Annotated in this window: 22 protein-coding genes; 6 read left to right on the top strand and 16 right to left on the bottom strand. The window is 67.5% G+C overall.

The annotated features are described in order from the left end of the window. The 3 genes from H261_RS16130 to nrfD all read left to right on the top strand — a co-directional run. Nucleotides 1–219, top strand: a 219-nt coding sequence (locus H261_RS16130; RefSeq protein ID WP_008619553.1) for a formate dehydrogenase accessory sulfurtransferase FdhD, incomplete at its 5' end; no start/stop codon positions are given. Continuing rightward, nucleotides 216–869 (top strand): 4Fe-4S dicluster domain-containing protein, encoded by a 654-nt coding sequence (locus tag H261_RS16125; protein WP_008619551.1) that lies wholly within the window; start codon nucleotides 216–218, stop codon nucleotides 867–869. The genes H261_RS16130 and H261_RS16125, both read left to right, overlap by 4 nt. Beyond that, nucleotides 866–1,705 carry an NrfD/PsrC family molybdoenzyme membrane anchor subunit gene (gene nrfD, locus H261_RS16120; RefSeq protein WP_008619549.1) on the top strand — a complete coding sequence of 280 codons (840 nt, stop codon included), beginning with the start codon at nucleotides 866–868 and terminating at the stop codon, nucleotides 1,703–1,705. Before H261_RS16125 ends, nrfD begins: the two co-directional genes overlap by 4 nt. A 53-nt stretch (nucleotides 1,706–1,758) precedes the next feature. On the opposite strand, the gene eno is transcribed toward nrfD, so the two are convergent. The 9 genes from eno to H261_RS16075 all read right to left on the bottom strand — a co-directional run bounded on the left by eno (nucleotide 1,759) and on the right by H261_RS16075 (nucleotide 9,621). Further along, entirely contained in the window at nucleotides 1,759–3,036 is a 1,278-nt protein-coding gene (eno, locus tag H261_RS16115; protein WP_008619548.1) for a phosphopyruvate hydratase, read from the bottom strand. Between the two features lie 27 nt (nucleotides 3,037–3,063). Continuing rightward, nucleotides 3,064–3,915, bottom strand: a complete 852-nt coding sequence (gene kdsA / locus H261_RS16110) for a 3-deoxy-8-phosphooctulonate synthase (protein WP_008619546.1) — start codon at nucleotides 3,913–3,915, stop codon at nucleotides 3,064–3,066. 27 nt (nucleotides 3,916–3,942) lie between these two features. Then, nucleotides 3,943–5,568 carry a CTP synthase gene (locus H261_RS16105; protein WP_008619544.1) on the bottom strand — a complete coding sequence of 542 codons (1,626 nt, stop codon included), beginning with the start codon at nucleotides 5,566–5,568 and terminating at the stop codon, nucleotides 3,943–3,945. A 92-nt stretch (nucleotides 5,569–5,660) separates the two neighbouring features. Beyond that, a complete protein-coding gene (gene secG / locus H261_RS16100) occupies nucleotides 5,661–5,999 on the bottom strand; it encodes a preprotein translocase subunit SecG (RefSeq protein WP_008619540.1) in 339 nt (112 codons plus the stop codon). Nucleotides 6,000–6,276: 277 nt separating this feature from the next. Beyond that, nucleotides 6,277–7,032 carry a triose-phosphate isomerase gene (tpiA, locus tag H261_RS16095; protein WP_008619539.1) on the bottom strand — a complete coding sequence of 252 codons (756 nt, stop codon included), beginning with the start codon at nucleotides 7,030–7,032 and terminating at the stop codon, nucleotides 6,277–6,279. Between the two features lie 130 nt (nucleotides 7,033–7,162). Beyond that, the gene (locus H261_RS16090) at nucleotides 7,163–7,708 is read right to left on the bottom strand and encodes a DUF1641 domain-containing protein (protein WP_008619538.1); all 546 of its coding nucleotides are present in this window, start codon (nucleotides 7,706–7,708) and stop codon (nucleotides 7,163–7,165) included. A gap of 10 nt (nucleotides 7,709–7,718) precedes the next feature. After that, complete coding sequence (locus H261_RS16085; RefSeq protein ID WP_008619537.1) at nucleotides 7,719–8,858, bottom strand: NAD(P)/FAD-dependent oxidoreductase; 1,140 nt, start codon at nucleotides 8,856–8,858, stop codon at nucleotides 7,719–7,721. 103 nt (nucleotides 8,859–8,961) lie between these two features. Further along, nucleotides 8,962–9,192 carry a sulfurtransferase TusA family protein gene (locus H261_RS16080; protein ID WP_008619536.1) on the bottom strand — a complete coding sequence of 77 codons (231 nt, stop codon included), beginning with the start codon at nucleotides 9,190–9,192 and terminating at the stop codon, nucleotides 8,962–8,964. A 27-nt stretch (nucleotides 9,193–9,219) separates the two neighbouring features. After that, complete coding sequence (locus H261_RS16075; RefSeq protein WP_008619535.1) at nucleotides 9,220–9,621, bottom strand: hypothetical protein; 402 nt, start codon at nucleotides 9,619–9,621, stop codon at nucleotides 9,220–9,222. Nucleotides 9,622–9,898: 277 nt separating this feature from the next. Here H261_RS16075 and H261_RS16070 point away from each other — a divergent pair, with 277 nt between their 5' ends. The 3 genes from H261_RS16070 to H261_RS16060 all read left to right on the top strand — a co-directional run bounded on the left by H261_RS16070 (nucleotide 9,899) and on the right by H261_RS16060 (nucleotide 13,955). Further along, nucleotides 9,899–11,785 (top strand): SurA N-terminal domain-containing protein, encoded by a 1,887-nt coding sequence (locus H261_RS16070; protein ID WP_008619534.1) that lies wholly within the window; start codon nucleotides 9,899–9,901, stop codon nucleotides 11,783–11,785. Then, the gene (gene trpE / locus H261_RS16065) at nucleotides 11,782–13,302 is read left to right on the top strand and encodes an anthranilate synthase component I (protein WP_008619533.1); all 1,521 of its coding nucleotides are present in this window, start codon (nucleotides 11,782–11,784) and stop codon (nucleotides 13,300–13,302) included. Before H261_RS16070 ends, trpE begins: the two co-directional genes overlap by 4 nt. 83 nt (nucleotides 13,303–13,385) lie before the next feature. Further along, complete coding sequence (locus tag H261_RS16060) at nucleotides 13,386–13,955, top strand: hypothetical protein (protein WP_008619532.1); 570 nt, start codon at nucleotides 13,386–13,388, stop codon at nucleotides 13,953–13,955. Here the strand turns inward: H261_RS16060 and H261_RS16055 are convergent. The 7 genes from H261_RS16055 to cysW all read right to left on the bottom strand — a co-directional run bounded on the left by H261_RS16055 (nucleotide 13,952) and on the right by cysW (nucleotide 20,111). After that, nucleotides 13,952–14,152 (bottom strand): heavy-metal-associated domain-containing protein, encoded by a 201-nt coding sequence (locus H261_RS16055; RefSeq protein ID WP_008619522.1) that lies wholly within the window; start codon nucleotides 14,150–14,152, stop codon nucleotides 13,952–13,954. The two genes, H261_RS16060 and H261_RS16055, sit on opposite strands and share 4 nt — an antisense overlap. A gap of 72 nt (nucleotides 14,153–14,224) precedes the next feature. Beyond that, the gene (locus H261_RS16050) at nucleotides 14,225–15,313 is read right to left on the bottom strand and encodes a divergent polysaccharide deacetylase family protein (RefSeq protein WP_235062957.1); all 1,089 of its coding nucleotides are present in this window, start codon (nucleotides 15,311–15,313) and stop codon (nucleotides 14,225–14,227) included. Between the two features lie 233 nt (nucleotides 15,314–15,546). After that, the gene (gene paaX, locus H261_RS16045) at nucleotides 15,547–16,479 is read right to left on the bottom strand and encodes a phenylacetic acid degradation operon negative regulatory protein PaaX (RefSeq protein WP_008619517.1); all 933 of its coding nucleotides are present in this window, start codon (nucleotides 16,477–16,479) and stop codon (nucleotides 15,547–15,549) included. Nucleotides 16,480–16,585: 106 nt separating this feature from the next. Further along, nucleotides 16,586–17,866 (bottom strand): NAD(P)/FAD-dependent oxidoreductase, encoded by a 1,281-nt coding sequence (locus tag H261_RS16040; RefSeq protein ID WP_008619515.1) that lies wholly within the window; start codon nucleotides 17,864–17,866, stop codon nucleotides 16,586–16,588. A gap of 14 nt (nucleotides 17,867–17,880) precedes the next feature. Further along, complete coding sequence (locus tag H261_RS16035; RefSeq protein WP_052004301.1) at nucleotides 17,881–18,180, bottom strand: c-type cytochrome; 300 nt, start codon at nucleotides 18,178–18,180, stop codon at nucleotides 17,881–17,883. 37 nt (nucleotides 18,181–18,217) lie between these two features. Further along, a complete protein-coding gene (locus tag H261_RS16030; protein ID WP_008619511.1) occupies nucleotides 18,218–19,261 on the bottom strand; it encodes a sulfate/molybdate ABC transporter ATP-binding protein in 1,044 nt (347 codons plus the stop codon). Nucleotides 19,262–19,271: 10 nt separating this feature from the next. Beyond that, nucleotides 19,272–20,111, bottom strand: coding sequence for a sulfate ABC transporter permease subunit CysW (cysW, locus tag H261_RS16025; protein WP_040476700.1), 840 nt, complete (start codon nucleotides 20,109–20,111; stop codon nucleotides 19,272–19,274). Nucleotides 20,112–20,115: the final 4 nt, after the last annotated feature.

Genomic DNA, 20,115 nt, shown 5'->3' with positions numbered 1-20,115 from the left:
GCCGCCGGTGCCGTGGTGGTCACCAGCCGCGCCAGCTACGAGATGGTGCAGAAGGCCGCCGCCGCCGGCATCGGCATCCTGGCGGCCATCAGCGCCCCCACCGTGCTGGCCATCCGCATGGCCGAGGCGCTGAACCTCACCCTGGTGGGCTTCGCGCGCAACAACAGCCACGTCCTCTATGCCGGGGCCGAACGCATCCTGCCGGGAGAGTCCCGATGACCCGCTATGTGATGATCGCCGACCTGCGCCGCTGCGTCGGCTGCCAGACCTGCACCGCCGCCTGCAAGGAAACCAACGGCACCCCGCCCGGCGTGCAGTGGCGCCGCGTCCTCGATCTGGAGGCCGGGGAATACCCCGAGGTCAGCCGCGTCTTCGTCCCCACCGGTTGCCAGCATTGCGACGAACCGCCCTGCATGGAGGTCTGCCCCTCCACCGCCACCGGCAAGCGCAAGGACGGCATCGTCACCATCGACTACGACCTGTGCATCGGCTGCGGCTATTGCGCCATCTCGTGCCCCTACGAGGCCCGCTACAAGGTGGACGAAGCCGACTTCGCCTATGGCCGCGCGGCGGTGGCCTCCGAGCAGGCCCGCTTCGACCCGGCCAAGATCGGCGTCGCCACCAAGTGCACCTTCTGCGTCGACCGCATCGACGTCGGCGTCAAGGCGGGCAAGGTGCCGGGCGTCGACCCCGAGGCGACGCCGGCCTGCGTCAATTCCTGCCTGTCGGGCGCGCTGCGCTTCGGCGACATCGAGGACCCGGACAGCGCCGTGTCGCGTCTGGTGGCCGAGAACCAGTGGTTCCGCATGCACGAGGACGAGGGAACCGGGCCGGGCTTCTATTATCTCTGGGACAAGGGTGCGCTATGAGACAGATCGCGACGGCCAAGCGTCAAGGCTTCTGGGACCTGCGGGCGGCGGGCAATTTCATCGGCGGCGGCACCGGCACCGGGCTGCTGCTGGTCGCGGCGGCGGCGGCCCTGGCCGGAAGCGACGCCACCATCCCCCTGGCCGCCGGAATCGGCTTCGTCATGGCCGGGCTGTCCCTGGTCTGGCTGGAGATCGGCAAGCCGTGGCGGGCGCTCAACGTCTTCTTCCACCCCCAGACCTCGTGGATGACCCGCGAGGGCATCATCGCCGCGCCCCTGGCGGCGGCGGTGGCCGGGTACGTGGTGTTCGGCCATCAGGCGCTGCTGCCGGCCATCCTGGTGCTGGCGGCGGGCTTCCTCTACTGCCAGGCCCGTATCCTCAAGGCGGCGCGCGGCATTCCCGCCTGGAAGCAGCCCGAGATCGTCCCCCTGATCATCGCCACCGGCCTGGCCGAGGGCAGCGGCGCCGTCCTGGTGCTGGGCGAGGCCTCGCCCGCATTGATCGCCGTCGCCCTGGCCGCCGGCCTGGCCCGCGAGGGAGCCTGGTGGGCCTATCGCCGGGGATTGGTCGCAAGCAAGGCGCCGGCCGGAACCCTGGATTGCCTGGCCTCCCCCACCGCCCGCGGCCTGAGGGCCGCCCAGCTGGCCGGGTTGGCTTTGATCGGCATGGCGCTGGTCGTCCCCGCCCCCCTGGCCGCCCTGGGCGGCCTGCTGGCGGCGGTGTCCGGCTGGGGCATCAAGGCCCTGCTGGTGACCAGGGCCGCCTTCACCCGCGGGCCGCGCATCAGCCACACCCCGGTACGCGGCCGCAGCGTCAGCCGGACGGTCGAGGCCTGACATAAAAAGGGGGCCCGAAGGCCCCCTTTCCGCTTCGTCCTTGAAACGAAAGCCTACCGCTTCATGATGGTCGCGCCGGCGTAGCGGGCGGCGGTGCCCAGCAGTTCCTCGATACGGATCAGCTGGTTGTACTTGGCGATGCGGTCGGAGCGCGACAGCGAGCCGGTCTTGATCTGGCCGCAATTGGTGGCGACGGCCAGATCGGCGATGGTCGAATCCTCGGTCTCGCCCGAGCGGTGGCTCATCACGGCGGTGTAGCCGGCCTTGTGAGCCATGTCGACGGCTTCCAGGGTCTCGGACAGGGTGCCGATCTGGTTGACCTTGACCAGGATGGAATTGGCCAGGCCCTTGTCGATGCCCATGGACAGGCGCTCGGGATTGGTGACGAACAGGTCGTCGCCCACCAGCTGGACCTTGGCGCCCAGGGCGTCGGTCAGCAGTTCCCAGCCTTCCAGGTCGTCCTCGGCGCAGCCGTCCTCGATGGAGATGATCGGGTAGTTGGCCACCAGCTTGGCGTAGAACTTGACCAGGCCCTTCTGGTCGAAGGTCTTCTTGGCGCCTTCCATGACGTACTTGCCGCCCTTGAAGAATTCGGAGGAGGCGCAGTCGAGCGCCAGCATGATGTCGTCGCCCGGCTTGTAGCCGGCGGTCTCGATGGACTTCATGATGAAATCCAACGCCATCTCGGCGCTCTTCAGATTCGGTGCGAAGCCGCCCTCGTCGCCCACATTGGTGTTGTGGCCGGCGTCCTTCAGGGTCTTCTTCAGGGCGTGGAACACCTCGGCGCCCATGCGGATCGCCTCGGAGCACGACGAGGCGCCCACCGGCATGATCATGAATTCCTGGATGTCGATGGGGTTGTCGGCGTGCGCCCCGCCATTGATGATGTTCATCATGGGCACCGGCAGGGTGGAGGCGAAGGCGCCGCCCACATAGCGGTAGAGCGGCAGGCCGGATTCCTCGGCGGCGGCCTTGGCGGCGGCCAGCGAGACGCCCAGGATGGCGTTGGCGCCCAGGCGGGCCTTGTTGGCGGTGCCGTCCAGGTCGATCATAGTCTTGTCGAGCAGGATCTGGTCCTCGGCATCCATGCCCGACAGGGCGTCGTAGATCTCCCCGTTGACCGACTCGCAGGCCTTCTGCACGCCCTTGCCGAGATAGCGCTTCTTGTCGCCGTCGCGCAGCTCGCACGCCTCGTGAACGCCGGTGGAAGCCCCCGACGGAACGGCCGCGCGGCCGATCACGCCGGTTTCCAGCACCACGTCGACCTCGACGGTGGGATTGCCGCGCGAGTCGAGAATCTCGCGGCCATGGATATCGATAATGGCGGTCATCGGTACTCTCCCCTGGAACGACTGGGATCAGTCTATGGAAACGGGATACGACTTGGCGGTGGCGTCGAGCTTCATCAGCACCTCGATCAGCGCCGGCATATCCTTCATGGCGATCATGTTGGGGCCGTCGGACGGCGCATGATCGGGATCGGGATGGCATTCCACGAACAATCCGGCGATGCCGATGGCAACGGCGGCCCGCGCCAGGACGGGAGCGAAGCGGCGGTCGCCGCCCGATGAATTGCCCTGGCCGCCCGGCGCCTGAACGGCGTGGGTGGCGTCCATGATCACCGGCCAGCCGGTCTTGGCCATGATCGGCAGGCCGCGCATGTCGGTGACCAGGGTGTTGTAGCCGAAGCTGGCGCCGCGCTCGGTCAGCAGGATGCGCGAATTGCCGGTGCTTTCGATCTTGGCGGCCACGTTGGCCATGTCCCAGGGCGCCAGGAACTGCCCCTTCTTGACGTTGATCACCGCGCCGGAGCGCCCGGCGGCGACCAGCAGGTCGGTCTGGCGGCACAGGAAGGCGGGAATCTGCAGTACGTCGGCCACCCTGGCGGCGATGGTGCACTGTTCCTCGGTATGGACGTCGGTCAGCACCGGCAGGCCCAGCCTGGCCTTGATCTCGGCGAAGATGGGAATGGCCTTGTCCAGCCCGATTCCGCGCCGGCCGGCCAGCGAGGTGCGGTTGGCCTTGTCGAAGGACGATTTGTAGATCAGGGCGATGCCCGCCTCGGCCGCCATGACCTTCAGCGCCTCGGCGCATTCCAGGGCATGCTCCCGGCTTTCCATCTGGCACGGCCCGGCGATCAGCACCAAAGGCAGGTCGTTGCCGAGAATGACATCGTCATTGACGGCAACATGATGGCGGGTCTGGGTCATGGCGAAAGCCTTTAGACGAGACGCGAGTTAAACGAGGCGCGACTGGCGAACCGCCGCCGCGATGAAGCTGGTGAACAGCGGGTGCGGATCGAAGGGCTTGGACTTGAGTTCCGGATGGAATTGGACGCCGACGAACCAGGGGTGGTCGGGGATCTCGACGATCTCGGGCAGCACGCCATCGGGCGACATGCCCGAGAACGACAGGCCGGTCTTCTCAAGCGCGTCCTTGTAGTCCAGGTTGACCTCGTAGCGGTGGCGATGACGCTCGCTGATGCGCTCGGCGCCGTAAATCTCTCGCACGCGGGATTCCTGCTTCAGGCGGCACTCATAGGCGCCGAGCCGCATGGAACCGCCCAGATCGCCGCCCATTTCCCGCTTTTCGGTGGAATTGCCGCGCACCCACTCGGTCATCAGGCCGACCACCGGGGATTCGCACGAGCCGAACTCGGTGGAGCTGGCCAGGGGAATGCCGGCCATGTTGCGGGCCGCCTCGATCACCGCCATCTGCATGCCGAAACAGATGCCGAAATAGGGCACCTTGCGCTCGCGGGCGAAGCGCACCGCCTCGACCTTGCCGAAGGCGCCGCGTTCGCCGAAGCCGCCGGGCACCAGGATGCCGTCGCAGGGTTCCAGATGCTGGACCACGTCACCCTGCTCGAAGATCTGGCTGTCGATCCAGGCCAGGTTGACCTTGACGTTGTTGGCGATACCGCCGTGGTGCAACGCCTCGGCCAGGGACTTGTAGCTGTCCAGCAGGCTGATGTACTTGCCGACGATGGCGATGGTGACCTCGCCCTCGGGCTGGCGAATGCGGTCGACGATGGTCGACCAGCGCTTGAGGTCCGGCATGGGGGCGTTCAGGCCGAAATGGCGGCAGACCACGGCATCCATGCCCTGCTCGTGGTAGGAGATCGGCACCTGATAGATGGTGTCCACGTCCAGCGCCGGAATGACGGCATCGGGCGCCACGTTGCAGAACAGCGCGATCTTGCGGCGGTCGCCCTCGGGGATCTCGCGGTCGCAGCGGCACATCAGCATGTCGGGCTGGATACCCACCGACAGCAGCTCCTTGACCGAATGCTGGGTCGGCTTGGTCTTCAGCTCGCCGGCCGAGGGGATGTAGGGCACCAGGGTCAGGTGGACGAACATGGTGCGCGCCCGGCCCAGCTCGTTGCCCAGCTGGCGGATGGCCTCCAGGAAGGGCAGGCTTTCGATGTCACCCACCGTGCCGCCGATCTCGCACAGGCAGAAATCCTCGTCCGTGAGATCGCTCTTCACGAATTCCTTGATGGCGTCGGTGACGTGCGGAATCACCTGGACGGTGGCGCCCAGATAATCGCCGCGCCGCTCCTTGGCGATGACGTTGGAATAGATACGCCCGGTGGTGATGTTGTCGCTCTTGCGCGACGGCACGCCGGTGAAGCGCTCGTAATGGCCCAGGTCCAGGTCGGTCTCGGCCCCGTCGTCGGTGACGTAGACCTCGCCGTGCTGATAGGGGCTCATGGTGCCCGGATCGACGTTGAGGTAAGGGTCGAGCTTGCGCAGGCGCACCTTGAAGCCGCGCGCCTGGAGCAGCGCCCCCAGCGCCGCCGAGGCCAAGCCCTTGCCAAGCGAGGAAACCACACCGCCGGTGATGAAGATGAAACGGGTCATCGGACTTTCGCCCTCGCTTTTCGTTTCCCCAAACGCCGTCCCCGCCCCTTGGCCGGGCGGCGACGCCCCCTATAAATCCCGGTCCGCTTGGCCTAGCGCGACAGCGGCGCGCTGGGAGCGGCCGGCTCGGCCGGCGCCGCCGGAGCGGCGGGAACGGCCGAAGCGTCGTTCAGCTTGTCGAACGGCGAACCGCCGCCGGTGCGCGAATTGGCCAGCAGGGCCAGCGCCAGGCTGGTGACGAAGAACGACGTCGCCAGGATGGCGGTGGTCCGGGTCAGCAGGTTGCCCGCCGCGCGGCCACTCATCAATCCACCGCCGCTGCCGCCACCGATGCCGAGCGCCCCGCCTTCGCTACGCTGCAGCAGGATCACACCCACCAGCGATACGGCGAGGATCAGATGAATGACGAGGATGATCGGGAAGACGTCCATGGATAAGCCACCGGAAAATTGGCCGCCCGCGACCGGGTCCCATACGGAACCGGCCTCGGGCGCGAAGGAATTGTTGCAGGCGTTTTTAGCCCCGGAGAGGCAGGAAGGCTAGTGCAAAGTTCCTGCCCCGCGCCTCTTATCCTCAGCTTTCGCACACAGAGCATGTCATCGCGGGCCAAGCCGAGGGATCTCATCCAGACGCGGCTTTGCCAATCCGGCACCAGCAGCCCAGGCGGAGATCCCTCCGCCCAGGGGCGTCGGGATGACAAATGAGGGGTCAGCAGCTTTCGGCGATGGCCCAGAAATCCGCCACCTTGAGCGCCGCGCCGCCGATCAGGCCGCCGTCCACATCGGGCAGGGCCAGCAATTCCCTGGCGTTGTCGGGCTTCATGGAGCCGCCGTAGAGAATACGCATCTTGCCGGCCTCGGCGGCGCCGATCAGCTTGACCAGCTCGGCGCGGATAGCAGCATGCACTTCCTGCGCCTGGGCGGGGGTGGCGACCCGGCCGGTGCCGATGGCCCACACCGGCTCGTAGGCGATGACAGTGTTGGCGGCATTGGCGCCCTCGGGCAGCGAGCCATTGATCTGCGAGCGGTTGACCTCGATGGTCTGCCCGGCATCGCGCTGGGCCAGGGTCTCGCCGATGCAGACGATGGCCACCAGCCCGGCGGCCAGGGCGGCGGCGGCCTTGGCCTTGACCACCGAATCGGTCTCGGCGTGGTCGGTGCGGCGCTCGGAATGGCCGACGATGGCGTATTTGCAGCCCAGATCGGCCAGCATGGCGGGCGAGGTGTCGCCGGTATGGGCGCCCGAGGTCTTGGCATGGCAATCCTGGCCGCCCACCGCCAGCCTGGAGCCGGCCACGGCGTCGGCCACCGGAGCGATCAGGGTGAAGGGCGGACAGACCAGCAGGTCGCAATCGGGAGAAGCCGAGGCCAGCTTGTCGGCGATCCCCTTGGCCAGGGCGATGCCGTCGGCCTTCAGCCCGTTCATCTTCCAGTTACCGGCGATCAGCTTGCGTCGAGTGGTCATGGCGGCGTCTCCCCTTGCCTGACGAAAAGTGCTGCGGGCCATATAGCACCAGAAGGGCGAGGGCTACAGGCCAAAAAACCGGGCGGAGCCGTTTCCGGCCCCGCCCCATGGATGTCGCCTCGGCCTCCGCTCAGACCTGCGGGCTCTTGGCCAGGTAGATGGCGCGCTTTTTCAGCGAGCATGAGAAGGACAGCATGAAGCGCAGCGCTTCCTGCGTCTCCTTCTGGGACAGCATGCGCATGGTGCCGAACAGGCCCCCGCCGCCGCCCGGGATGTTGCAGGAATCGATGGCGTCCTCCATGGCGCCCTTGGCCTCGTGAGCCAGGGTGGCGAGGTCCTCGGTCCCTAAGTTGTTGGCCATGTGCTCGATGAAGGAGAAGGCGCGGTCCACCATGGAATCGGTGGCCGCCGAACGCATGGCGTGCAGCATGAACAGGGCGTCGATCACCGTCTGCAGCGCGCCGGTGCGCTGCAGGGTGCCGACGGCGTCGAGCAGGGCGATCAGCCCGTCCTTGACGTCGGGCTCGTTGAGCTTGTCCACCACCTCCAGCGCGTTGCCGGCGGTGCTGGTCAGGCGCTCGACCATGGAATCGGACAGGGCGTCGCGCACGCCCTGGGCCAGACGGGCCATTTCGCTGACGGAGGAATCGACCTCGATCTTGGGGATCTCGTTCATGGCGCCCCTCCTAGAGCAGGCCGCGGGCCGACAGCCAGTACAGCCGGTTGTAGGCCAGCTTGAACCAGTGGATCATCTGCGACGGCGGCCCGGGATTGGGCGGCGTGGTGTAGTTGAACCACACATAGGTGCCGCTGCCCAGCCCGGTCTCGACGAAGCAGAACACCTTGCCGTCGTATTCACGGGCGAAGGTGTTCTCCTGACACAGCGACACCAGGTTGTCGATGGTGACGTCGGCCTCGAAATGGGCGGTGGAGCCGGCCTTGGAGATGGGAATGTTGGTGGTGTCGCCCACCACGAAGACGTTGGCCGAGCCCTCGCGGTGCAGGGTCTTGGTGTTGGTCGGCACCCAACCGCCCTTGCCCAGGCCGGAATCGTCGATCACCTGGGCGCCCTGGTGGGGCGGAATGGTGATCAGCAGGTCGTAGGGCAGTTCGCTGCCTTCCATGGACTTGATGGTCTTGGCCTGGGGATCGACGCTTTCGGTATTGAAGAAGGTCTCGTACTTGATGCCCAGCTTCTCGAATTCCGGCTTGGCCCAGTGGGCGACGGGCTCCAGCGCGTGCAGCCGGCCGATGGGGTAGGTGTAGGTCAGCTCGGCCTTGTCCCACAGGCCCTTGGCCTTGAGGTAGTCGTGCAGCATGAACGCCACTTCCAGCGGCGCCACCGGGCATTTGTGGGGGGCGTTGACGTTGATGACGATCTTGCCGCCCTTGAACTCGTTCAGGGCAGTGCGCAGCTTGCGGGCACCGTCCAGGTCGTAGAACCAGTGGCCGCCCTCCTTCATGCCGGGAATGGTCTGCGGCATGATGCGCGAGCCGGTGGCCAGCACCATGTAGTCATACTTGAAGGTGCGGCCGGCCTCGGTGGTGACCTGGTTCTTCTCCACGTCGATGGCCTTGGCCGGATCGACGAAGAAGTTGACCCGCTTGTCCAGCACCTTGCGCTGGTCGCGGAACAGCTCCGCCTCGCGCATGCGGCCGAACGGAATGTACAGCAGGCCCGGCTGGTACATATGGGTCTCGCTGGTGCCCAGCATGGTGATGTTGAGCGCGCCGGAGCGCAGCTCGGCTCCCATCTGGCGACAGATGCCATTGGCGACGATGGTGCCCGCAAGCCCCCCGCCGACGATCAGAATCGTCTTCGACATGAACTCCCTCCCTACGAGAGTATTGATGTATATATATTTCCCCTATGCCGTCTTCGCGGCACTTTCCGCACCATTTTGGCGTCGGCTATCGGGTATTGTACGCCTATTTGGCCTTACGCACCACGACACTCCAGTACCCGTCATGCTCGGAGGCCTCGACCACGGAATGGCCGACCTTGGCGCACCAGGCGGGAATATCCGAGGCCGATCCCTTGTCGGACGACCACACATCCACCTCGTCGCCGATGGACGCCAGCTTGAGGGCGGCGATCAGCTCCATCAGCGGCCCGGGGCAAAAGGCGCCGCGGGCGTCGATCTTCTGGCGTTCGGCCATGATGTTCTTCCTTCCAGAAAGGTGAGGTCAGATGGTGATGAGTTCGCCGCCCTCGGAATCGGCGAGGAACTTGGCAAGACCCATGGGACCGTCGAACAGATCCTCGGTCAGGTGCTTGTCATGGTCCCAGTGCTTGAGATCGAGCACCATGGAACACACCCACATCTTCATCTCGCCCAGCATCTTGCCCTGACCGAACAGCTCGATGGCGTCGGGGACGTTCTGGGTCTTGAACATCTCGTGGAAGTGGCCTCCCTGATAGCGCTCGGCCGGGCTCTTGCCCCGCTCGAAGGCCAGGACGGCGTTCATGGTGACGAACACCTCGACCGGCCGGTCGGAGACGGCGGCCACCGAGGCCACCATGGCGGCCAGCTGAATCTTCTCGTGCTCGCCTGAGCACAGCATCACGTACAGCGGCTTGGACGACATTGGCTTCCCTGCGTTCTTATGGTTGGCGCCGGCTTATAAGAATCGGCTTACCTTCGTTTTTTATTATATACACAGATTCCAGGGTTTTGCCGCAACAACATTTCGCCCCATCGGCGTCGAATATGCCTTTCGGCAACGCCGGCGGCGGCGGAAAACCGGCATGGAGGGCGCCACTTCCATGTTGCGGCCCCCCTGCCCCCTCCTTATTATGCGCCCTGCCTCAGGACGGCCGGCATCCGGCGCGTCCCAACATCTTTTTCGGGACTCGGCTGCCTCCATGCTCGACGTATTCCGCTCCGCTTCGAAGACCTGGATCGTCAGGTTGCTGTTCGCCCTGCTGGCTCTGAGCTTCGTGGCCTGGGGTGCCGGCGACGTGGTGCGCGGCGGCGTGGGCCGCAGCCCGGCCATCGAGATCGGCAAGACCTCCATGTCGGCCGCCGAGGTGATGGCCGAGTTCAAGCGCGAGGTTGAGCGGCTGCAGCCGCTGTTCGGCGGCAAGCTCACCGCCGACGATGCCCGCAAGATGGGCATGCTGGACCGCACCATCGATTCGCTGATCGCGCGGACCCTGATCGACGAGGCGGCGCGCTCGCTGGGGCTGGCCGCCACCGACGAGACCATCCTGCGCCGGGTGGCCTCCAACCCGGCCTTCAAGGGCCCGACGGGTCAGTTCGACCGCGAGATCTTCCAGGCGCGGCTGGCCCGGCTGGGCCATACCGAGGACAGCTTCATGAAGACCGAGCGCACCAACATGGTGCGCAACCAGATGGTCGAGACCGTCGCCGCCGGCATCGGCGCGCCCCAGGCGCTGACCGATCCGCTGCTGACCTGGCGCGAGGAGCGCCGGACCGCCGAGACCTTCGTGATCAAGGACGAGTCCACCCCGCTGCCCCCCGCCCCCGACGCGGCCCAGCTGGAGGCCTATTACAAGGACAGCCTCAACCGCTTCATGGCGCCGGAATTCCGGGCGCTGACCGTGCTGCTGCTGCGTCCCTCCGACGTGGCGGGCGACGTCAGCATCGACGAGGTCATGCTGAACGACGCCTACCAGCAGCGCATCGACGAGTTCACCACGCCCGAGCGCCGGACCGTGTCGCAGATCGTCTTCAACGAGCAATCCGCCGCCGCCCAGGCCACCGACATGGTGACGGGGGGCAAGGATCTGGCGGCGGTGGCCAAGGCGCTGGGCGCCGAGATCATCGAGCTGGGCACCGTCGAGAAGGGCGACCTCCCCGATGGTCTGGCCGAGGCGGTGTTCAAGCTTGCCTCCGGCGCCACCGGCCAGCCGGTCAAGTCGGCGCTGGGCTGGCACGTGGTCAAGGTGAGCCAGGTCCAGGCCGGCCGCACCCGCTCTTTCGCCGAGGCCAAGGCCCAGCTGGAGCAGGATCTGCGCAAGGAAAAGGCCATGGACGGCCTGTCGGAGCTGGCCAACAAGGTGGAGGACGCCCTGGGCGGCGGCGCCACCCTGGAGGAGGCGGCCAAGCGCCACAACCTCAAGATCGTCACCATCGCGGCGGTGGACGCCCAGGGACGCGGCACCAACGGCAAGCCGGTGGCCGACCTGCCCAAGTCGGACCAGTTCCTCGACGTGGCCTTCCACACCGACCAGAGCACCGAGAGCCCGCTGACCGAAGTGCCCAACAACGGCTATTTCCTGCTGCGCGTCGACGGCGTGACCCCGCCGGCCCCCAAGGCTCTGGCCGACATCAAGGCCGAGGTGCTGGCCACCTGGCAGGCCGAGCGCCGCCAGGAGCAGGCCCGCGACAAGGCCCAGAAGCTGGCCGACCGCATCAAGGCCGGCGAAAGCGCCGCCCAGGTGGCCCTCTCGGCCGGCGCCAAGCTGGAAGCCGCCAAGCCGTTCACCCGCGAACCGGCCGAGGGCACCACCCTGCCCGCCACCATCATCGCCGAGCTGTTCAACGGCCCCGCCGGGCGCCGTCGCCATCGCCCCGGTGCAGGGCGGCACCCTGGTGGCCCGCCTGACCGGCGTGGTGGGCTTCGACGTCGGCGCCAACCCCGCCGTCACCCAGGCGGCCCGCCAGCGCGTGTCGCAGGCGGTGGCCACCGACATCGCCGACCAGTACATCGCCGCCCTCAACGCCTCCATCGGCGTCAAGGTCGACCGTCCCCAGCTGACCCGCGAAGAGTAACAGCGTCATCATGAGCCACCAGCCCGACTTCCCCGCCTTCGCCGAAGCCTATGACAGCGGCAGGCCTCAGGTGGTCTGGCGGGTGCTGGTGGCCGATCTGGAGACGCCGGTTTCCGCCTTCCTGAAGCTGGCCAACGGCCAGCCCAACGCCTTCCTGCTGGAATCGGTGGAAGGCGGCGCGGTGCGCGGCCGCTATTCCATCCTCGGCATGAAGCCCGACCTGCTGTGGAAGTGCGTCGGCAACCAGGCGTGGATCAACCGCAACGCCCGCTCCAAGACCGGCTCGTACCAGCCCTGCCCGGTGGCCGCCAGGTCCGGCGCGCTGGACTCCCTCAGGGCCCTGGTGGCGGAATGCGGCATCGAGACGCCGCCCCACCTTCCCCCCATGTCGGCCGGCCTGATCGGCTATATGGGCTACGACATGGTGCGGCTGGCGGAAAAGCTGCCCGACGCCAATCCCGATCCCATCCAGGTGCCGGACGGCATCTTCATGCGCCCGACCATCATGGCGGTGTTCGACAACGTCAACGGCACGTTGACCGCCGTCGCCCCGGTCTGGCCGCGCCCCGGCATGGATGCCCAGGCCGCCTGGGATCTGGCCTGGGAGCGCCTGGAGCATGTGGTCGAATCCCTGGAAAGCCCCCTGCCCCACACCTATCTCGGCTTCCCGCGCGACGAGCACCAGCCCATTCCGGTGCCCAGCGTGTCGCCCGAGCATTACTGCCGCATGGTGGAGAAGGCCCAGGACTACATCGCCGCCGGCGACATCTTCCAGGTGGTGCTGTCCCAGCGCCTGGCGGTGCCGTTCCGGCTGCCGCCCTTTTCGCTGTACCGCTCGCTGCGCCGGCTGAACCCCAGCCCGTTCCTGTTCTTCCTGGACCTGGGCGAGTTCCAGCTGGTGGGCTCCAGTCCGGAAATCCTGGTCCGCTTGCGCGACGACAAGGTCACCATCCGCCCCATCGCCGGCACGCGCCGCCGGGGCAAGACCCCGTCCGAGGACGAGGAACTGGCCGCCGATTTGCTGGCCGACCCCAAGGAGCTGGCCGAACACCTGATGCTCTTGGACCTGGGCCGCAACGACGTGGGCCGGGTGGCTTCCATCGGCTCGGTCGAGGTCACCAAGAAGATGGCGGTGGAATACTATTCCCACGTCATGCACATCGTCTCCAACGTCGAGGGCCGCATCCGCGAGGGTTGCGACGCCATGGACGCCCTGATGGCCGGCTTTCCCGCCGGCACCACCTCGGGCGCCCCCAAGATCAGGGCCATGGAGATCATCGACGAGTTGGAGACCGAGCGGCGCTCGTTCTATGCCGGGGCCATCGGCTATTTCGACGGCAACGGCAACATGGACACCTGCATCGCCCTGCGCACCACCCTGGTCAAGGACGGCACCATGTACGTCCAGGCCGGAGCCGGCATCGTCGCCGATTCGGTGCCGCTGTCCGAGCATGAGGAATGCATGAACAAGGCCCGCGCCCTGGTGCGCGCCGCCGAGGACGCCATCGACTATACCCTGGTCAAGCAGTAGGGCGGCTCCCAACGAAGCCGCTTGCAAAAACCCTTCGCTCCGCGCATATTGCGAGTCATTCGCATTTGCACTTGGAGGGCGCGATGGGTTTCATCGAGGGCAGGACGATCCTCAACCGGCAGGCCATGACCGCCCGGGATTACATCTGGCTGGCCGTGCTGGGGGCCACCGAGCGTGCGCCACTATCCATGGACGACGCCATGCAGGCGGTCGCCACCCTGACCGGGCCAGCCTGGGCGCCGGTCACCCAGCTGGTGTTCGACGCCATCGACGAGATGCTGGAGGATGGCCTGCTCAACCCGGTGGAGCGCTCCATGCGCCTGGCCATCACCGGCGACGGCCGCCGCCGGCTGCACGATCTGGTCGCCCAGCCCCTGGCCTCGCCGCTCTCCACCTTCGGGCAGGTGGGCATCCGCCTCAAGCTGGCCTTCCTCGATCTGGCGCCGCCGGTGGTGCGCCGCCGCCAGATCGATGCCATCCTGCGGTCCTGCGATTGCGAGATCGCATCGCGCACCGCCTCCTGCCCGGCCTGGGCGCTGAACGGCCCGCTGGGGCGGGTGTGGCTCGACCATCAGGTGGACGCGCTGGAAGAGATGGCCGAGGTGTTGCGCCGGCTGGCCCGGGCGGAAGGCGCCAGCCTGACCGAGGGTTAAACCCTTCCCTCGAAGCCGAAGCCGGCGGAATCCACCGCCTGCCTGACCTGGGCCTCGTCGGCGCCGTCGACGGTCACCGCCTTGTCGCCCAGGTCCACCTCGACCTTGGCGCCGGGGGCGATTTCCTGGATGGCGGCGGTCACCGACTTGGAACAGCCGCCGCAGCTCATGCCGGTGACGCGATAGGTGGTGGACATGACCTTCTCCCCATGAGGATTGAACTGGGGGGAGTGTGAACCTTCCAGCCCATGGAAGGTCAAGGGGGAGATTTACTGTCCGTTGCCCATGCGGATGATGGCGCTGACCGGCACCAGGGCGAAGCCGCGCGCCTCCAGCCCCGGCAGCCAGCCGGCCAGGGCCTCGATGGTGCCGTCATGGGGATGGCCGATGGCGATGGCGGCGCCGTGCTTGCGGGCGTAAGCCTCGGTCTTGGCCAGCTGGGCGCGCACATGGGCGACGCCCTGGTCGTTGTCGAGGAAGACATGGCGGGAGGCGAAGGGCACACCGTAATGCCGCGCCGTCTCGGCCCCCACCGTGCGCTCCGAGGTCACCGAATCGATGAAGGCCAAGCCGCGCCGGCGTAATTCCCCCATCACCACCCGCATGCCCGCCGGGTCCGAGGTGAAGCGCGAGCCCATGTGGTTGTTGATGCCCACATAGCCGTCGAAGCGCGACAGCCCCCAGTCGAGGCGACGGCGGATCTCGTCGGCGGCCAGCCCCACCTCCAGCACCTCGGGGCCGGGATCGTAGGAGGCGCTTTGCGGCTGCATGGGCACATGCACCATCAGCTCGTGGCCATGCCCCCTGGCATCGTGGGCCTGACGCGCCACATCCTCGGCATAGGTCATGTAGGACAGGGTCAGCGGCGCCTTCAACTGGGCCATGCGCTCGCTGCGGCGACGGTCGACGCCCAGGTCGTCGATGATGATGGCGATCACCGGCCGGCCGCCGGTCTTCGGCGGCGGCTGGGCGTTGCGCAGCCAGACCGCCGCCCCGGCGGGCGGCAGCTTGATCTCGGGCGCCGGCTGAGGCGGCGGCGGCATGGGGGCCAGCGCCACCACGTCGGAGGCATGGCCGAATTCCAGGGCCTCGGACGAGCCGGGATCGGGGCGCGGCGGCGGCGGCGCCAGCAGCGGGCGGCCCTCGTCGTCATCGCCCGACGACGGCCCGGGCCGCGGCGGGGGAGAGGCGGCGACCACCGGCGCGGGAGCCTGCTCCGCTCCGGGCTGCGGCGCCTTTGACGAGTTGCCCGACCACAGGCCCACCCCCAGGCCGATGCCGACGCCGATCACCAGGACCGCGGCCATCAAGCCGACCAGGACAACGGGACGTTCCCACAGGGGCCTCTTGTTGCCCATCAGCATCCGTCTGACGTCTCGCCGCCCCACGTCTCACCACCCAGGTTGAAGCCGCCCCCCTTGTAAGGCCAAACGGCCGGAGGCGCAAAGGCTCATGGCGGTCGTTTCCCGCCTGTCATCCCGACGATCAGCAGGGGATAAGGATCTCCGCCGGTTCCGCGCCGTCAGAATCGGCACCTCGCCGCCAGCCCCCCGGCTTCGCCGGGGATGACACTCGAAACCTCGGGAAAAGCTCAGTCGGCCGATTGCAGCCCGCCGAAGCGGGTATAATAGGCGGGATGGGCCTCGGGCACCGGGCCTTCGGCGGTTTCCAGCATGCCCATGACATGGGTCTCGGCCGCCGACTGGACCAGACGGTAGAGGTTGCGGCACAACACCCGCGCCGAGGTCCCCGGCCAGTGGGCGGGCAGCAATTCGTCGGGCAGCATGGGGTCGCGCAGCAAGGCGCGGCGATAACCGTGCATCAGCAGGGTGCGGACCACGAAGCACATCTGGGGGTCCAGCTCGCCGTTGCCGGACAGGGCTTGCCACAGCGGGCGGAAGGTGTCGAGGAACTCGTTGTAGTCGGCGGCCAGGCGGTCCAGGTCCCAGCAGGTGTGGATCAGGTCGCGCAAGGCCTCGGGCGTCACCCAATCCTCGGCGGCGGCGCTCATCATCACGGCGCGGTCCTGCACCCCGGCCTCGGCCAGGGCTTGCCGTACCGCGCTGCGGTCGGGGTCGGGGTGGACCAGGACGCCGCTGGCCAGCTGGCCGAAGCCCAGCCAGCCCAGGTCGCGGCGCAGCGAATCGCGGCGCTCGGCGTCCATGCCCTCGATATTGGTGACCGCCAGGGTCCAGCGCCCGTCCCAGGGCTTGCCGTTGTAGTGGTAGATGCGGTTGTGGGCGGCCTCGAAGCGGCGCCGGCCCATCTCGGTCAGGCGGTAATAGCTGCGCCGCCCGATCTGCATGGAGGACAGCCACGCCTCCTTGGACAGGCGGAACACCGAGGTCCGCACGATGCGCTCGTTCAGCCCCAGGGGTTCCACCAGATTGATGACGCTGCCCAGCCAGGCGCTGCCGCCGTGATGGGAGATGGCATCGCCGTAGACGGTAATGATCAGCGACTTCGCCTTGGGGCGAAGTCGCGCCAGAACCTGTCCTACGATTTCACCGATCCGCCGGTTCATGCCGCCTGCTTGGATAAAGACTAAGTCGCCCGATCACGCGGCACATCCTAATGAAGCCGCGTTTTCGGGCAACCAAGATTTTTCCGCTCGGGCACGAATCTTGGAATCAGCCCCAGATATCCTGGGTGATGTTGGCGTACCAGCTCTCGGCGTAGGAGGCTTCCAGCCCCCGGAACATGGCCGAGGCCCCCTTGGGGCTGATGCCGCCCGAGCCGGGGACGTCGGCGATCTTGCCGTTGATGACCCGGTAGACCCCGGCCACAGTGATGCCGTAATCGGGCGACAGCAACGAGTAGCAGGTGTTCATCCAGATGGGATCGGGTGCCGGCTGCCCCCGCAGCGACGCCACGATGGCGGCGGCGGCAACCTTGGCCTGGGAGTTGGCGGCGAATCCCGACTTGGGCTGCGGCGCGGCGCTGGTGGCGTCGCCCACCACGTAGATGTCGGGCGCCTTGACCGACTGGAAGGTCTGCGGCACCACCGGCACCCAGCCCGAGGAATCGGCCAGGCCGGCGGCGATGACGATGCCCCCGGCGGTCTGCCCGGGGATGTAGTTCAGGACGTCGGCCTTGTGGCGGGTGCCGAACTCGGTCTCGACGGTCAGCCGCTTGGCGTCCACCTGGGTCACCTTGCCGTCCTTGGACAGTGGCACCCACTCGATCAGGCCCTTGTACAGCGCGTCCCAGCCCTCGATGAACAGCGGCTGCTTGGAGAAGCTGTCCTTAGCGTCGAGCAGCAGCAGCTTGGAACGCGGCTTCCTGGTCTTGAGGTAATGGGCGATCAGGCTGGCCCGCTCGTAGGGGCCGGGCGGGCAGCGGTAGGGGTTGGCGGGGATGGACATCACCACCACGCCGCCGTCGGGCATGGCCTCCAGCTGGCGACGCAGCAGCAGGGTCTGCGGCCCGGCCTTCCAGGCGTGCGGCGCCAGTTCGGCGTCGGCCTCGGAATAGCCCTGGGCGCCCCACTTGATGTCGATACCGGGCGACAGCACCAGCTTGTCGTAGGGCAGCTTCTCGCCGCCCTGCAGCACCACCAGCCGGGCGGCGGCGTCGATATTGGTCACCTCGGCGTGGATCACCTCCACCCCGTGGCCGCGCAAGCCCTCGTAGCCGAAGGTGTTGGCCTCCAGCGAGCGGAAGCCGCCGATCACCGAATTGCTGAACGGGCAGGTGATGAAGCGGGTCGAACGTTCCACCAGGGTCACCCGCAGCGAGGGATCGAGGCGGCGCAGATACTTGGCGGCAGTCGCCCCGCCAAAGCCGCCGCCCACCACCACCACGCGGGGGCCGGTGCCGGCCGGGCCGGTGGCGCAGGCCGAGGTCAGCGACGACAGGCCGGCGGCGCCGGCCAGGGCCAGGAAGGAACGGCGATCGAAAGCGTTGGTCATGGCGTTCACTCCCCTCAGCGCAGATTGGCGAAATACTGGGCGACCGTGTCGATCTCGGCCTCGGTAAGGCCCTTGGTCAGACGCGGCATGACCGTGGCGTTGGCCACCTTGTCGGCCTTGAAATCGCGCAGCTTGCCGGCGATCAGGAAGGCGGGCTTGCCGGCGATGGCCGGGATCGCCCCTTCGTTCCGGCCCTCCGTGCCGTGGCAATTGGCGCAGACCGCCGCCGCCAGCGGGGCGGGCTCGGCGGCCCGGGCCGTGACGGGATGGGCGACAACCACACCCAGAATGACCAGAATCGGCAATATCCGCATGGCAACCTCCACCTCGGTGAGGGAAATTCGGCGCATTCTACACGTTTTCGCCGACGAAAACCCGCGCCTTGCGCAGGAAGACGGAGACCTCGAGGCCGCGCCGCAGGCCAAGCTTGTCCTTGATGTCGCGCGACAATTCCGCCTCGACGGTGACGCCGCCGGCCAGTTCCAGTTCGGCGCGCACCACGGGGCCGAGCACCACTACCTGGCGGACCCTCGCCTGGGGCAGATCGGGCGACAGTTCGAGAACTTCCACGTCATGGGGGCGGATGAAGGCGGTACCGGGGCCGTCAGCCCTTCCCTCACCGATATGCAGGCCGCCCACCTGGGCCTGGCCGCCGGCCACCCGACAGGCCACGGCGTTGACGTTGCCGAGGAAGCGGTAGACGAAGGGCGTGGCGGGGCTGTCGTAGATCTCGGCGGGGGTGCCGATCTGCTCGATGCGGCCCTTGTTCATCACCACCACCTCGTCGGCAACCTCGAGCGCCTCCTCCTGGTCGTGGGTGACGAACACGCCGGTCAGGCCCATCTCGTCGTGCAGATGCCGCAGCCAGCGGCGCAGGTCCTTGCGCACCTGGGCGTCCAGCGCGCCGAACGGCTCGTCGAGCAGCAGCAGGCGCGGCTCCACCGCCAGGGCGCGGGCCAGGGCGACGCGCTGGCGCTGGCCGCCCGACAGCTGGCTGGGATAGCGCCCGGCCAGGCCTTCCAGCTGCACCAGTTCCAGCAGGGTATGGACCTTCTCGGTGATGGCGGCCTTGGAGGGACGATTGGCGCCCTTCCGGACCTTCAGGCCGAAGGCGATGTTCTCCGCCACCGTCATGTGGCGGAACAGGGCGTAGTGCTGGAAGACGAAGCCCACCTTGCGGTCGCGGGTTCCCAGACCGGTGGCGTCGATGCCGCCCAGACGGATGCGCCCGTCGTCGGGCTGCTCCAACCCGGCCAGGATGCGCAGCAAGGTAGTCTTGCCCGAGCCCGAAGGCCCCAGCAGCGCCACCAGCTTGCCCTGGGCCACCCGCAGGGACACCTGGTCCAGCGCGGCGAAATTGCCGAAGCGCTTGGAGACGTTCTCGACCTCGATCATACCGGCTTCCTCAATGGCCTGCGGCGGCAAGTTCGTCCCGATGCCACCATTCGAGCGCCGATTTGACCGCCAGAGTGACAAGGGCCAGAACGGCGAGGAGAGAGGCGACCGCGAAAGCGCCGACGAAATCGTATTCATTGTAGAGTATCTCCACATGCAGCGGCATGGTGTTTGTCAGTCCCCGGATATGGCCGGAAACCACGGATACGGCACCGAACTCTCCCATGGCCCGCGCGTTGCACAGCAGCACGCCGTACAGCAGCCCCCAGCGGACATTGGGCAGGGTCACCAGCCAGAAGGCGGCAAGGCCCGAGGCCCCCAGGGTCAACGCCGCCTCCTCCTCCTCGCGCCCCTGCTCCTCCATCAGCGGAATCAACTCGCGGGCCACGAAGGGAAAGGTGACGAAGACGGTGGCGAGCACGATGCCCGGCACCGCGAAGATGACCTTGAGGTCGTTTTCCGCCAGCCAGGGGCCGAGCAGCCCCTGCAGGCCGAACAGCAGCACGTAGATCAGCCCCGAGATCACCGGGGAAACCGAGAACGGCAGCTCGATCAGCGAGACCAGCAGGCTCTTGCCGGAAAAATCGAACTTGGCGACGGCCCAGCTGGCCGCCAGGCCGAAGGCGACGTTGAGCGGCACCGAGATGGCGGCGACGATCAGGGTCAGGCGGATGGACGACCAGGTGTCGTCCCCCGACAGGGCGCGGACATAGGCGTCCCAGCCCTTGGCGAAGGCCTCGGCCAGCACGGCGACCAGGGGGGCCACCAGGAACAGGGCCAGGAACGCCAGGGCCAGCAGGGTCAGCCCCCAGCGCACCGGCGGCGTTTCACGGGTCGAACTCGCGCTCATCGTC

The sequence above is a fragment of the Paramagnetospirillum caucaseum genome (assembly GCF_000342045.1).
Classification (GTDB): Bacteria; Pseudomonadota; Alphaproteobacteria; order Rhodospirillales; family Magnetospirillaceae; genus Phaeospirillum; species Phaeospirillum caucaseum.
The sequence above is the reverse complement of the archived record's forward strand: the minus strand, read 5'-3'. Positions and strand labels throughout refer to the sequence as shown.